The organism is Pedobacter sp. JCM 36344, from assembly GCF_046546555.1.
Classification (GTDB): domain Bacteria; phylum Bacteroidota; class Bacteroidia; order Sphingobacteriales; family Sphingobacteriaceae; genus Pedobacter.
The window spans coordinates 19,488-33,318 of record NZ_JBKHKK010000010.1 but is presented as its reverse complement, the minus strand read 5'-3'; the positions used below and the strand labels follow the sequence as shown (position 1 = coordinate 33,318).

At 40.6% G+C, this 13,831-nt stretch carries 11 protein-coding genes and 1 tRNA gene; 4 read left to right on the top strand and 8 right to left on the bottom strand.

What is annotated here, in order from left to right; translation table 11 throughout:
• Positions 1–50: 50 nt before the first annotated feature.
• The 4 genes from ACHFIZ_RS11110 to ACHFIZ_RS11095 form a co-directional block, all read right to left on the bottom strand.
• On the bottom strand, positions 51–872 hold the full coding sequence (locus ACHFIZ_RS11110; RefSeq protein WP_410885785.1) for a hypothetical protein: 822 nt from the start codon (positions 870–872) through the stop codon (positions 51–53).
• A 101-nt stretch (positions 873–973) separates the two neighbouring features.
• A complete protein-coding gene (locus tag ACHFIZ_RS11105; RefSeq protein WP_410885784.1) occupies positions 974–2,152 on the bottom strand; it encodes an acetyl-CoA C-acyltransferase in 1,179 nt (392 codons plus the stop codon).
• A gap of 33 nt (positions 2,153–2,185) precedes the next feature.
• Positions 2,186–2,362 carry an Arc family DNA binding domain-containing protein gene (locus ACHFIZ_RS11100; RefSeq protein WP_410885782.1) on the bottom strand — a complete coding sequence of 59 codons (177 nt, stop codon included), beginning with the start codon at positions 2,360–2,362 and terminating at the stop codon, positions 2,186–2,188.
• 16 nt (positions 2,363–2,378) lie between these two features.
• Positions 2,379–3,236, bottom strand: coding sequence for an SPFH domain-containing protein (locus ACHFIZ_RS11095; RefSeq protein WP_410885780.1), 858 nt, complete (start codon positions 3,234–3,236; stop codon positions 2,379–2,381).
• A 205-nt stretch (positions 3,237–3,441) separates the two neighbouring features.
• On the opposite strand from ACHFIZ_RS11095, the gene ACHFIZ_RS11090 reads away from it, so the two are divergent.
• The 4 genes from ACHFIZ_RS11090 to ACHFIZ_RS11075 all read left to right on the top strand — a co-directional run bounded on the left by ACHFIZ_RS11090 (position 3,442) and on the right by ACHFIZ_RS11075 (position 10,416).
• Positions 3,442–5,448, top strand: a complete 2,007-nt coding sequence (locus ACHFIZ_RS11090; protein ID WP_410886031.1) for an HD family phosphohydrolase — start codon at positions 3,442–3,444, stop codon at positions 5,446–5,448.
• 66 nt (positions 5,449–5,514) lie between these two features.
• Positions 5,515–5,601 (top strand) — tRNA-Ser (locus tag ACHFIZ_RS11085).
• Positions 5,602–6,180: 579 nt separating this feature from the next.
• Complete coding sequence (locus ACHFIZ_RS11080) at positions 6,181–8,976, top strand: DUF1549 domain-containing protein (protein ID WP_410885778.1); 2,796 nt, start codon at positions 6,181–6,183, stop codon at positions 8,974–8,976.
• A gap of 21 nt (positions 8,977–8,997) precedes the next feature.
• Positions 8,998–10,416: a DUF1501 domain-containing protein gene (locus ACHFIZ_RS11075; protein ID WP_410885776.1), complete on the top strand. Its 1,419-nt coding sequence runs from the start codon at positions 8,998–9,000 to the stop codon at positions 10,414–10,416.
• 121 nt (positions 10,417–10,537) lie between these two features.
• On the opposite strand, the gene ACHFIZ_RS11070 is transcribed toward ACHFIZ_RS11075, so the two are convergent.
• Genes ACHFIZ_RS11070 through ACHFIZ_RS11055 form a run of 4 tightly spaced genes read right to left on the bottom strand, consistent with a single transcriptional unit; the run spans position 10,538 to position 13,830 of the window.
• Positions 10,538–10,831 carry a hypothetical protein gene (locus ACHFIZ_RS11070; protein ID WP_410885773.1) on the bottom strand — a complete coding sequence of 98 codons (294 nt, stop codon included), beginning with the start codon at positions 10,829–10,831 and terminating at the stop codon, positions 10,538–10,540.
• 48 nt (positions 10,832–10,879) lie between these two features.
• A complete protein-coding gene (locus ACHFIZ_RS11065) occupies positions 10,880–11,752 on the bottom strand; it encodes an AraC family transcriptional regulator (protein WP_410885771.1) in 873 nt (290 codons plus the stop codon).
• Positions 11,753–11,765: 13 nt separating this feature from the next.
• Positions 11,766–12,779 carry a zinc-binding alcohol dehydrogenase family protein gene (locus tag ACHFIZ_RS11060; protein ID WP_410885770.1) on the bottom strand — a complete coding sequence of 338 codons (1,014 nt, stop codon included), beginning with the start codon at positions 12,777–12,779 and terminating at the stop codon, positions 11,766–11,768.
• Complete coding sequence (locus tag ACHFIZ_RS11055; protein ID WP_410885768.1) at positions 12,760–13,830, bottom strand: aldo/keto reductase; 1,071 nt, start codon at positions 13,828–13,830, stop codon at positions 12,760–12,762. The genes ACHFIZ_RS11060 and ACHFIZ_RS11055 overlap by 20 nt, the downstream gene beginning before the upstream one ends.
• Position 13,831: the final 1 nt, after the last annotated feature.

Here is a 13,831-nt window from a genome sequence, read left to right as displayed (position 1 = left end):
TTCAGTTAGTTTAAAGTGCAAGATAGTTACCTAGAGGCGAACTTTCAAACTTATAGCTTTTTTATAGCTTTTGTTTTTTTATCTTTCGGATCAACGTATAATTCATCCATATTATTTGGCTCATTCTTAAGTTTTACGTTTTCAACAAGTTTCAGCGTGCCATTTAAAATTTGATACGCATCAAAGCTGAGATCTGAGGCATAATATTGATAATTTCCAACCATATCTTCAGCGAATGGGGCGAGGTGATCAAAGGTGATCATATTTACAGTCTTATCGAATGTAAGAGTCATCGAATTTAGCTTATTGTACTCAAATACAATCCTATTTTTTGTTGCGCTACCCTTTGGGCCTTCGAATACTGGCTTACCAAAGACAGGCTGATTTTTCTCAAAGGACAGTATATCCAGCACCTTTTTTGTTGTTTTCGTATTATTGCCTTTCCAACCGACAAGAACATAGTAGGGTTGCCGACCACTCACAATCACAGGAACTATTTCATAATAACGAGCCCCGTACCAATTTTTATTGTCTACGATCACATTAGCATCAAAGATATTGTCGGTATTATCAATCAACGGATATAACTTGAGCCTACCATCCTTTGTTGCCATTTGTACCGTCCCAAAAAAGCGGTAACTACCATCGTCAAGAGGTATAAACCAAGAAATTATCCGAAATGAATTGTCTGGAGATTTGACGATGCTTAGCCTCTTCAAAGAATCAAAAGGATAGCTGAAAGAGGTGGGGGTTTTCAAAGAATTAACAAGCGTCTTGATAAAAGCGGCGTTCCTGGAGAAACGTGCACCAGTAGTTTGGGCAGTAAATACCTCATCACTAATTTTGACCAGTGAATCCTGAAACTTAGTCATAATCGCCCCATTGTTCAATTGAAAACTGTGTTGAGCAATTGATGGTATGCAAATACAACATAACCAAACAGCCGTTATTGCTCCGCTAAATCTACTTCTCATTATCCTAAGTTCTCAATTACAATGGCACTTGCGCCACCTCCACCATTACAAATACCGGCAACACCAATTTTCCCATTGTTTTGGGAAAGAATTGAAAGTAATGTGACTACAATTCTAGCACCAGAGGCTCCAAGTGGGTGGCCAAGCGATACAGCCCCACCGTTCATATTTACCTTCTCTTCATCTAAACCCATCTCTTTATTATTTGCTAATGAAACTACAGAAAAAGCTTCATTTATCTCGAAAAAGTCAACATCTGACAATTGCTTACCTGCTCTTTTTAATGCGAGTGGAATAGCTTTAGAAGGTGCTGTAGTAAACCATTCTGGAGCTTGCTGGGCATCTGCATACGCCAGTATTTTCGCTAAAGGTTTTAAGCCGAGTTCTGCCGCTTTGTATGCGCTCATTAACACTAGCGCCGCAGCGCCGTCATTTAATGCAGAAGCGTTCGCCGCAGTAACTGTCCCGTCTTTCTTGAAGACAGGTTTCAGGCCAGGTATTTTTTCAAACTTAACAGCAAAAGGCTCCTCGTCCTTATCAATGATTGTCACCTCACCTTTCCTGTCTTTACTTTCAACGGAAATGATCTCCTTAGCAAACCGACCTTCTTGCTGTGCGGACTGTGCTTTTTTATATGAGCTGATGGCAAAAGCATCTTGTTCTTCCCGACTAAAGCCACATTCCGAAGCGCACAATTCTGCGGCGGCTCCCATATGGTAATCGTTGTAAACGTCCCACAGGCCGTCTTTTAATAAACCGTCAGTTAACTGTCCATGACCCAATCGATAGCCATTGCGGGCCTTATCAAGGTAGTAGGGTACATTGCTCATGCTCTCCATTCCGCCTGCAACAATGATATCTGCTCCACCTGATGCAATGCTTTGGGCGGCCAGCATAATAGCTTTAATACCAGAGGCACAAACCTTATTAATCGTAGTCGCCGGAACATCGGGAAGGCCAGCAAACTTCGCGGCCTGTGTTGCAGGAGCTTGGCCAATGTTAGCCGACAGCACGTTTCCCATATAAACTTCATGAACATCTTCCGGCTTGATACCGGCGCGTTTAACTGCTTCTTTTATTGCGATGCCACCCAATTGGGTGGCTGAAAATCCAGACAATGACCCTCCGAAACTGCCGATGGGTGTTCTCACCGCCGACACTATTACCACTTCTCTCATGCTATCTATAAGTTAGTTGAAAGTAAAGTTAGGTCAATCTTCTGAATTTTTAATCTTGTTGCGTTTTCTTTTTGCTTTGAGTGCCTCATGGAGTAAGAATTCAATCTGCCCGTTTGTACTTCTAAATTCATCACCCGCCCATTTCTCAATTTCTTTCATTAACTCAGGTTTAACCCTCAGTACAAACGCTTTCTTATCTTTCTCAGACATTCGTTTTTACTCCATTTTAGTTGTAAAGGGTTCCCGTATTCACAACTGGTTGAACATTTCTGTCTCCGCAAAGAACCACTAATAAGTTACTTACCATTGCCGCTTTGCGTTCTTCATCAAGCTCGACAATATTTTTTTCCGACAAACGCTCGAGCGCCATTTCTACCATCCCAACTGCACCTTCTACGATAAGTTTTCTTGCGGCGATTACAGCAGTTGCCTGCTGACGCTGCAACATGGCGCTCGCAATTTCTTGTGCATAAGCGAGATGTGATATACGGGCCTCCACGACCTGAATGCCTGCTCTGGATAATCGCTCGCTCAATTCAGCTTCCAGTAACGTACTTACCTTCTCTGCGCCATCCTTCAACGTTATTGTGGCTTCTTCGTCTTCGAAGTTGTCATAAGGAAATATGTTTGCGAGGTGTCTAACTGCAGCTTCACTTTGAATGGTAACGTATTGTAAGTAATCTTCAACGGCAAACATGGCCTTAGCAGTCTCCTGGATCTGCCAAACAACAACTGCAGCAATTTCAATAGGATTTCCCAATTTATCGTTAACCTTGATCTGATGCCCATTTAGATTCCTTGCTTTTAAGGATACTTTCATTTTAACAGTTAAAGGATTCACCCAGAAAAATCCGTCTGTTTTTACAGTTCCTACGTACTTTCCGAAAAGGGTGAGTACTTTTGATTCATTTGGATTATTAATGATAAGACCAGGCAGGACCAGTACAAAGTTAAGGAACAATACTATTGAACCTAATATATAATGTTGGGTCGCTAATGCTGTTATTCCTCCAATCAAAAGGACAAGAAATAATGCGAATGTTAGGTAGCCAGATGGCGGAGTGATAATTTTTTCCTGATACATAGTGATATTATTTTAATATCATAAAATACGTTAAAAGAATCGAAATTTCCAAACGCTTCTCACCAAGCGGTGAAAGACTTCCTTCAGTTGATAAAAATTTATCTTATTTTTGATCTAATCAATCTAAATCACTTTGGCTAAAATCAAAAAGAATTCTCATAGAGTGCTTTACAGGAAGTATTCATCCAACATAAAATATGTGATGATGTTACTTTCGGTCTTTATAATTACCGCTTTTTTACCCAAACAACCCCGCTTTAGATACGAGTTTGAAAAAAGCGAAACTTGGAAAAATAAAGATCTGGTGTCTCCATTCAGTTTTGCCATCTTGAAAACTACAACCCAGATTGAGCAGGATAGGAAAGAAGCCTTAGCCAATATTTTACCGGTGTACACACTTAATACGGCCCTAATCCAAGGAGTTGAGGAAGCTTACTTAAGCGAATTCGATGTGAAATGGCGCGCGAGTGGCTTGCCAGATAACGGAAAGGATGCTTATAAAAGTTCCTCTATGAAGCTGCTCAAATCGATTTATACCAAAGGAATCATTGCGCTCGCCGTCAAACAACAAAAAGGAAATAAGAACTATGATTTTTCTCTGCTGCAAAATAATGTAAGCAAAATCCTTAATTCTGCAGATGTATTTACTGTGCAAACAGGCCTGGATTTTTATAAAAACACATTTACAGCTGTAAGCCTCAAAGTTAAAGACCTGGTTTTAACTCTAGCTGAAGATCATCTTCAGGCTAACATTATTTACGATGAAAATATGACATTAATGCTTCAGGAAAATGCGGTTAACAGTCTTTCCACTACAAGAGGGATGGTTCAAAAAGGAGAACTAATCATCGCGAAGAATAATGTAATTGATGATGAGATCTATCAGAAGCTTCAGTCTTTCAAAGAAATATATGAGGCACAAACCAAGACAATAGGAGATAGCAAGCTAGTTTATTTTGGGCAGATTCTTCTTGTCGGATTTATTGTGAGTTTACTAATGGTTTTTTTAAAGCTTTTCAGGAAGGATATTTTCGCAGACAACAGGCAACTAACGCTGATTTTGCTGGTAACCACTACCATGTTACTTTCCTTAACCTGGGCTATTAAGTTGAATTTGCCAAGCTTATATTACATACCTTTCTGCATTGTCCCTATCATCATAAGAATTCTGTTTGACACCCGACTTGCACTCTACCTGCATTTGTTGGTAATTCTGATCGCCGGTTTTTTTGTTCCAAATAGTTTTGAGTTTGTGTTTTATCAAACCACAGCAGGTATGGTTGCGATTTATAGCATCAGAAACCTGATCAAGAGAGAACAGTTGTTGCTCTCAGCATTATTCATCTTATCTGCATACTTTATATCATTTGTGGGTATTGCCTTATTGAGGGAAGGATCGATTGCAAATATCGAATGGGGCAACTTTGTACCGTTTGTTGTCAGCGTGTTACTTTCCCTGCTTGCCTATCCATTGATTTATGCATTTGAAAGAATGTTTGGAATTACTTCGGATATTGCGCTTATAGAGTTGACCAACACTAACAATAAGTTGCTCAGGGAACTTGCATTCAAAGCGCCTGGCACATTTCAGCATTCTTTACAAGTAGCAAATTTAGCGGAAGCCGCCATCTTTAAGATCGGCGGAAATTCACTACTCGTTAGGGCAGGAGCACTGTATCATGACATTGGGAAGATTGAAAACCCTCAATACTTTATAGAGAATCAAAATACGGCAGTTAGTCCGCATGATAAACTCCCTTACGAGCAAAGTGCTCAGATTATCATTAAGCACGTCCACAAAGGGATAGAAATTACCAGAAGGAATCAACTGCCGGAGAGCGTGATTGACTTCATCAGAACGCACCATGGAAATACAAGGGTTGATTACTTCTATCAATCGTTCCTTAAAAACTCACCTCAAAAGTTTGTTGATGAGAATATTTTCCGTTATCCTGGTCCAATTCCTTTCTCAAAAGAAACAGGCGTGTTAATGCTGGCAGATTCGATAGAAGCTGCCTCTAGAAGTCTGAAGAATCCGGATGCTCAAAGCATAAATGCGCTTGTTGAAAGGATCATTGATTACAAACTGGAGCAAGACCAGTTAGATAATTGCGATATTACATTAAAAGATATCGAAACTATAAAGCTGATATTCAAGACTATGCTTATGAGCATATATCATGTCCGCATAGATTATCAGCAAACGCTATAATTTTTTTTTGCAAACATAGATGAATTGCTATATTTGCAACCTCAAAAGGGATATTTTGAGAATTTCGGAGGGATGCCTGAGTGGCCGAAAGGAACAGTTTGCTAAACTGTCGTACTGGCAACGGTACCGAGGGTTCGAATCCCTCTTCCTCCGCTTGATAACATCTTAAAATGAATTAAAAGCCTGAATCAAATGATTACAGGCTTTTTTTGTTTTACAGAAATCACCAGTATGCGCATTAAAACCAATTGCCCGTTGTTTATGAGTACGACACGACCGCCAAATCAAAAACCACATGCTATTTGTCAAATTCTATTAATCTTTCCACAATAGTTAATCTAGCTTTGTCTTGTAGCTCTTTATTAATTTCATCGATACACTTGACAAGTATGCCTTAAAAGCTTATGGTTTTCTTAGAACCCACAGCTACATTGCAAATGGGTGCCAGTGTTATGCTCATAAAAGGTGCAACCATGCAAAAAGCTGCTTTCTCACATTTAAAAAATTATACTTATTTTGGTAAAATACATTAGTGGCATGTTTGCCGACGAATAAAGGTAGTTTTAAATCGGCTGAGTTAGCCATCCAGCTATTCGCTAACTCCTTAGTTACCAACAAATTGTTACGTGCCTGGTCATATGGTATAGATGAAACGGCTAAGCCAGCATATATTTATTCATAATGCGGAGAATGATGAATAAAAAATGAATAGATAAATAACCAAAGAATAGTATGATTGAAGAGCAAACCTACTGGTTTTTAGAATTTTTAGGTCATTTGCACCCATTAACCGTGCATTTTCCCGTAAGTGTAATCATAATAGCAGCCGTTTTGGAATTGTTTACATTGAAAAATTATGATTCAAAACTGCGTGTAGGAATAAATATATTGGTAATCATTGGAGTAGGCACAGCAGCTATTTCTGTGATCTTTGGATGGCTACTTTCGACAAACGGCGACTATGAAGGAAGTAAGCTAGACCTGCATAAATGGACAGGTCTGGCAACAGCAATATTGGCCTTATGCACTTCCTTATTACTGTATGTAATCACAAAAAAGAAGACCAAGTTTGCTATCTTGGCTTATCGATGCATGCTCTTTTTTACTGCCCTTAGTGTTACAGTTGCTGGTCATATTGGCGCTGAGCTAACTCACGGTGGTGATTTCATATCGTCGACCCTTCCATGGAACATTAAAAAGGGAAAGCCAATAGTCAAATTTGATTTAACCTCTTTAAAAAAGGATTCTTTACCACTGACAAAGGAGAACGAGATCGCGCTGCATGCAGAAGTACAAGCTATTTTTAGTAATAGTTGTTATAAATGTCATGGTCCTGATAAGAAAAAGGGAGGACTAAGATTGGATATTAAAGAGTTTGCGTTCAAAGGTGGCGAAGATGGACCGGTCATTATTCTGGGCAACCCTAATAGAAGTGAATTAATCAGGCGGATCACTCTTCCCTTAGATCATAAAAAGGCTATGCCTTCTGAAGGGAAAATGTTAAAAGATCAAGACATTGATATCGTCAAGCTTTGGATAAGTAAGGGAGCACCCTGGCCTGAAGATGGAGATGCGACAAGAATCGCAAAAGTACAATTAATAAAGTCAGAAGCCATTACGAAGTCGCCTGATACTAAGTCTGAAAATTTAACTTCTGAAGATCTCGAATTAAATACGGAGGTGAAAGCCATTCTCGCACATAATTGTTATAGCTGTCACGGTGCGGAGAAAATGAAGGCCGGGCTTAGGTTAGATAGCAAATTCATGGCGCTTAAAGGAGGGGAGGATGGACCTGTAATCGTACCTGGCAAGCCTGATCAAAGTGAATTATTCAGACGTATAACACTTCCGGTCGACCATAAAGATTTCATGCCTTCAGATGCAAAAAAGCTGAGTCAAAGAGATATTGGAATTGTTAAACTCTGGATTGTCAAAGGTGCCCCATGGCCGGATAGCGGTGGCAAAGGAGTCAAAGCACCTGAGTTCAGGGTTGCCCAGTTAGCTCCTAGAAATCCAAAATTACCATCTGGATCCGGTTCCAAAAAAGTCAATAATCCGGTAGATATTTGGGTAAACGATTACTTCAAAAAAAGGAAGATTACTTGGCCCGGGAAGGTAGATGATCGTATTTATTTGCGTAGAATTTATCTGGACATTATTGGGCTGCTGCCAACGCCTGATGATTTGGAAAGGTTTGCGAAAGACAACAGGCAAGACAAAAGAGCAATTTGGGTTAGGGAATTGCTAAACAGGCAAGATGACTATGCTTTACATTGGTTAACATTTTGGAATGATGCCTTAAGGAATGATTATACAGGTACAGGTTATATTACAGGAGGCAGATCAAATATTACAAATTGGTTGTACCAGGCTATAAGAACGAATAAGCCGTATGATCAGTTTGTTCGCGAGCTATTAAATCCGACTGACGATTCAAAAGGATTTATTCAGGGGATCGAATGGCGGGGCGTTGTGAATTCAAGTCAAACAACAGAAATGCAGGCTGCTCAAAACGTTTCTCAGGTATTTTTAGGGCTTAATCTTAAGTGTGCTTCCTGTCACAACAGTTTTATTAGCGATTGGAAACTTGATGACGCATATGCTTTTGCTAATGTTTTCTCAAAGTCCAGCTTGGAAATCAACCGTTGCGATAAACCCACAGGGCGTTTCGTAGATCCCAGAATGCTTTGGAAAGAATTGGGGACTATAAGTAGTAAGGCAAGTGTCGAAGAAAAGCGTAAACAACTGGCTCAGAATATGACTAAGCCTATAAATGGCAGGTTATACAGAACAATTGTAAATCGCATCTGGGCGCAAATGATGGGACGGGGGTTGGTTGAGCCAGTTGATGTGATGGACAACGAGCCCTGGGATCAGAACTTATTAGACTGGTTGGCTTATAATTTTACGAGTAAACAATTTGATACGAAAGAATTGATCTACATGATTGCGACTTCTGATACCTATCAACTGCGCTCCGTAGGATTCAAAGATGCCGCACTAATTGGTAGTCCTAAATATAAATTTACCGGAATGCTGCGCAAGCGGATGACAGCAGAGCAATTTACCGATGCCATAAGTAATGTTATATTTCCGGTTTTTATGGACAATGAGCTGCGGTATAATCCGTTCAAAAAATTGACTTATACTGATTTAGGAAAGAACACTGCTTTTGTACGGTCATCATTAGTTGCCAATAACAGCTACTTGACATCATTAGGCAGGCCGAATCGTGAGACAGTTGCTACCAGCAGGGATTCGCAGGCTAACTTGCTCCAGGCATTGGAATTCACAAATGGAACTAAGTTCAATGAGGCTATAAAACAAGGTGCCTTAAGGTGGCAAACCAAGTTTAAAAATAAGAAACAGGCTATTAATGAGTTTTATCTAAAAGCTTTGGGTAGAACTCCATCCGATAAAGAATTGAATCTGGCAGATAAAGCATTAGGTGATTTGCCCGATGCAGATGCGATTCAGGATCTGTTTTGGTCAATTGTACTACTGCCAGAATTTCAAATAATATATTAAGCAGGTGTTAAAAACGATGATATGAATTGGAATAGAAGAGATTTTCTGAAGAATACAAGCGCCGCTGCTATCGCAGCAATGGCTGCAGGGATACCTATTACCAAAGTTTTTGGGGCGAATAATTACAAGAATGCAAAGTCGACAGCAGATTCCGTCATCCTGCTATGGATGGCCGGAGGCATGCCACACACAGATACCTTTGACCCCAAAAAATTTACCCCCTTTTCTAAGGGAATGCAATCGAATAGTGTATTGAGCACTTTTAAATCAATACCAACCGCTCTTAACGGAATTCATTTTTCAGAAGGGCTGGAATCAATTGGGGGAATTATGGATAAAGGAACATTGATCAGATCCTATGTAGCAGCTGATATGGGGCATATTCTACATTCCAGGCATCAATATCATTGGCACACTTGCTATAAACCTCCGCAATCTGTCTCTGTTCCGCACATCGGGTCATGGATAGCAAAGGAACTGGGTCCATTGAATCCGGTGATTCCTTCCTTTATCAATATCGGGCAACGCTTCAACCTCGGCGAGGCGGAAGAATTAAAAGCCTATCACACTGCTGGCTTTCTTGGTAACGAGTTTGGCCCTTTTATTATACCTGACCCAACGGCCGGCTTAGAATCTGTACAACCGCCAGTGGGGATGTCTGCTGCCCGGTTTGAAAAAAGGAACCAATTATATAATCAGTTGATCGGCAACAGTCCAATGGGTGAATATGGCAGTGATTATCAGAAAGAATCATTGCGCCGTTCCATGGAACAAGCCTATATACTGTTAAAATCTCCGGAAGCCAAGGCCTTTGATTTAGCAAAGGAGAAGAAGGAGGTATACGATGTTTATAATACCGGCAAATTCGGCCTCGGGTGTTTAATGGCCAAAAGGCTTGTTGAACAAGGGGCGAGATTTGTTAGCGTGACCACAGAGTATGAGCCGTTTAAAGGATGGGATACCCATGACAATGGATATACACGTGGGGTAGCAATGAAAAAAATGATTGATGGGCCCATAGCGCAGCTCATTAAAGACCTGGAGCAAAGTGGCCGTTTGGATCGAACGTTGGTTATTTTGGCAAGCGAGTTTAGCAGGGATATGATGGTAGAAGGGCGCCCGGATGCAAAAGTGCAAGAGCAGGTAGATCAGCCTGATGTGATCGACGATTTAAAAAACTATGGCATGCACCGTCATTTTACGGACGGGGGTTCCATGTTGATGTTTGGTGGAGGAATAAAAAAGGGATCGGTTTACGGAAAGACTGCGGATCAAAGGCCATGTAAAACAATTGAAAATCCAATCGTGATAGATCAAGTTCACCAAACCATTTATCATGCGCTTGGCATCTCTCCAGATACGAACTATTTGGTAGAGAAACGGCCGTTTTATACTACTCCCGACGGTCTTGGCAAACCTGCATTAAAGTTGTTTTCCTAATTTTTTTTGACAAACTGGACACACGAAATTCAACTGCATCATATATTTGGTAGTTCATGCTGGTGGGGGTGTTTTCAAAAGCTTATGATTGAACCAATGATATTATGGGATATTTAAAGCGCTATTCCGCTATTTCAGTAAGAAATGCGATAAGATGCTGTTCCAATAATTCTGTATTGTAACTACTTTCTTCAGTGTGATCAGTTATTTCAATTTGCTCATCGCTAACGGTTAGCGTATAGGCATTGCCCTCAATCACTTCAGGAAACGTGATATTTATAATGTTAGCCACATGTGCAAATTCGACAGTAACATTGCTGCCTAGTAAATTATTTAGGTAGGATGGGAATTCCGTTTTCAACAGGTCAAATAACTCTTCAGGACTTAACGGTTGAACATTATTAATTTCGATCATAAGTTTTTCTCATATGAATCAATAATGATGCCTGAAAGAGAATCGTAATCAGTATCCCACAGCATGAATATTCATATAATCTTTCGGAGTCTTTCCTGTTATCGCTTTGAATTGTTTGTGAAAGCAGGAGAAATTATTGAAGCCGGATTCAAAGCAAATTTGCTTGATGTCCATTTGATTTTCAATCATTAACTTCCGTGCATAGCCTATTCTAACATCCGTCAGGAATTTAGAGAAGGTCTTTCCTGTCCTATTTTTGAAATATCTACAAAAGGAATTCGGTACAAGGTCTGCAACCGATGCAATTTCCTCCAATGCTATCTTATTTTTAAAGTTATTAAGTGCGAAATTGTAGATGTTGTTTAATTTTTCTTTTTCTGAATCTCTAAAGTCATATTGAAAGCCTATGGAAGATAGTGAAAGCAGATTCTTGAAACCTGCAATGGTGATTAGGCATTCTAGTAGTGCAACAATCTTTTCCATACCTTCCAACTGGTAAATTTGCTCCATCTTGGCAGTAATAACAATAGCATCATTTCCGGTGATCAGCAAGCCATTTCTTGCCCGCTCCAAAAGGGATTTGATGGGGGCAGCTTCTGGAAGGAACAGAAATTTTTCTCCAATGAAGTTGTCAAGAAAGTGTATTACCGTAGAATAGGCTGAATTTGAATCCTTAACATCTTGATATTTGGTGTCGTACCTCCAGTAATGCGGCAGGTCTTTGCCAACCAACATGATGTCACCCGGACAGAACGACTTAATATGATCGCCAATAAATTGTGTACCCGAACCCTTATGAAAGCAGATCAATTCCACTTCCTTATGGTAATGCCAAGTATTGTTAATATTGGGGATAATATCTTTCCTGATACTAAAGGAGTGATCTGCTTGATTTGGTATGGTTAAGTGCTTAGGCTTCATAGTTGCAAGTTCATCAGAATTCAATGACGGCTTTCACTACCTCGTTGCCAGGTGCCGTGAGTGACGTGAATTCGCCTTTAATGTCAGCAAAGTTAATCCTGTGCGTGATGTAATTCGCTGGTTGTACCTGTCCGCTTTTGATGCAATCCATTACATATTTAAAATCTTCGGGTAGGGCATTTCGGCTACTCATCAAGGTGCCTTCGCGTTTGTGAAACTCCGGATGGCTGATCACCAAAGCTTCCTTTTGAAGACCTATCAATACGAATTTAGCGCCATGAGCCATGTAGGACACGGCACTATTGATGGCTTTCAAGTTACCTGTGCAGTCGATAACTACTGTTGGCATATCTCCGGAAGTAATCTCCAAAAGCCTGGCGATAACGTCTTCCTCTACCGCATTTATTATGTGTTCTATTCCCAGCTTTTTCTTACAAAAAAGCAAGCGTTTCTGGTTCACATCAATGGCGATTACCCGGGCTCCGGCAATTTGCGCAAAGTTCATTGTTCCTAGCCCAATAGGACCGGCACCCATCACCAGCACAAATTCACCTTTTGCGATACCAGCTCTTGCAACGCCATGCGCGCCGATAGCCAATGGCTCAACCAAAACCAGCTGGTCTGCCGTCAATCCATTTCCCTTAATGATATATTTGTCGGGAACCATAAAGAACTCGGTCATTGCACCATCTATATGTACCCCGCAAACCTGCATATGCTGACAACAGTTCGTTTTTCCATAACGGCATGCGATGCAATTCCCGCAATATTGATAAGGACTTATTGTCACCAATTCCCCAATTTTAAATTGAGAATCTGGATTTATCTCAGATACCTCTGCGGCAATTTCATGCCCAAGAATCCTTGGGTATTGGAAAAAGGGTTGGCTGCCTTCGAAGGCATGGTAGTCGGTACCACAAATTCCTACCTGCCTGATCTTTAAAATGGTACAACCAGGTTTGAGTTTTGGTTTTTCCTGTTCCTCATAAGCGAATTCGCCAGGGGTTTTACAGATCAATACTTTCATGCTTTTTTCTTGCTAAAAGGTAAAGGGGTAAATCAATAAGGTGGGCATTTTGCATGGCCTCCCAGAATTCATACGGAACTTTTGCGGAAACCATATCCATATTGGTCTTAATTTTCTCAGGCTTAGTGGTATTTAACGCAACAGCGATTACTCCGGGCAGGTTAAATCCAAAATCGAAACATGCCTGCGCAGGTTCGATACCATATTTCCTGCACAATGCATAAAAGCGGTAACGCCAAAGATACAGATCGTGTCCTGTGGTGGTGTTGCTGTTGACTTTTTTATAGTTATAGAAGTCGCTCCCAATAAGAAAACCTCCATTAAAAACAGCGGAATTGATCACTGCAACCCCTGCAGACTGCAGTCGACTGATAAAATCTAGGAGCGATTTAGGGTGCGAGTGCACCGTTAAACTATTGGCGATCATCACCCAATCTAACTTCACATCGTTACTTATCCGTTCAATAACCCGCCAATCTTTTGAGCCTATTCCTACGGAATCAACTCTGCCTTGCGCTTTCAAGTCTAGCAATGCACTGTAGGCATTTAGGATATCGAGATAGCGGTTCTGTTTGTCAGCATCATCCAGAGCTGCATTCAGGTATTCATCGGGGTCATGCACCGAAACCATTCTGGCTTCGTATTTTCCTAGCAGTTGATTTCCCTGCTCGAAGCATGCTAAAATCCCATCATAACTAATGCGTTGTACCGCATCGTTTTTTAAATCAACCCAAACGCCAGTCTCAAAAGTAGGATCTTCGGTTAATAGTTCCGTTTGAAACCAGCCTAATTTGTTGCTGATGACCACGTTTCCAGGCTCCACATTTAAATCTTTCAGGCACTCGCCCAGAGTTTCCAGTGCAAGCCCAGCGCCGTATTTTCCTGCCGTGTCAAAAACAGTTTGCCCTATCGAATTAATGATACACTGGTTTACGATTTCTTTCTTCACATCGAACGCAACGGACTGATAAAGATTACCTAGGCTGCTGGTACCAAAAATTACTGGGGGTATTTTTAAACCTATAGTATTCGTATTTTTTTCTTCAGACATG

Bases quoted from the DNA above. Each gene is read 5' to 3' on its own strand.
- ACHFIZ_RS11110 (WP_410885785.1), bottom strand. From the start codon at position 872: ATGACTAAGTTTCAGGATTCACTGGTCAAAATTAGTGATGAGGTATTT.
- ACHFIZ_RS11105 (WP_410885784.1), bottom strand. From the start codon at position 2,152: ATGAGAGAAGTGGTAATAGTGTCGGCGGTGAGAACACCCATCGGCAGT.
- ACHFIZ_RS11100 (WP_410885782.1), bottom strand. From the start codon at position 2,362: ATGTCTGAGAAAGATAAGAAAGCGTTTGTACTGAGGGTTAAACCTGAG.
- ACHFIZ_RS11095 (WP_410885780.1), bottom strand. From the start codon at position 3,236: ATGTATCAGGAAAAAATTATCACTCCGCCATCTGGCTACCTAACATTC.
- ACHFIZ_RS11090 (WP_410886031.1), top strand. From the start codon at position 3,442: ATGTTACTTTCGGTCTTTATAATTACCGCTTTTTTACCCAAACAACCC.
- ACHFIZ_RS11080 (WP_410885778.1), top strand. From the start codon at position 6,181: ATGATTGAAGAGCAAACCTACTGGTTTTTAGAATTTTTAGGTCATTTG.
- ACHFIZ_RS11075 (WP_410885776.1), top strand. From the start codon at position 8,998: ATGAATTGGAATAGAAGAGATTTTCTGAAGAATACAAGCGCCGCTGCT.
- ACHFIZ_RS11070 (WP_410885773.1), bottom strand. From the start codon at position 10,831: ATGATCGAAATTAATAATGTTCAACCGTTAAGTCCTGAAGAGTTATTT.
- ACHFIZ_RS11065 (WP_410885771.1), bottom strand. From the start codon at position 11,752: ATGAAGCCTAAGCACTTAACCATACCAAATCAAGCAGATCACTCCTTT.
- ACHFIZ_RS11060 (WP_410885770.1), bottom strand. From the start codon at position 12,779: ATGAAAGTATTGATCTGTAAAACCCCTGGCGAATTCGCTTATGAGGAA.
- ACHFIZ_RS11055 (WP_410885768.1), bottom strand. From the start codon at position 13,830: ATGTCTGAAGAAAAAAATACGAATACTATAGGTTTAAAAATACCCCCA.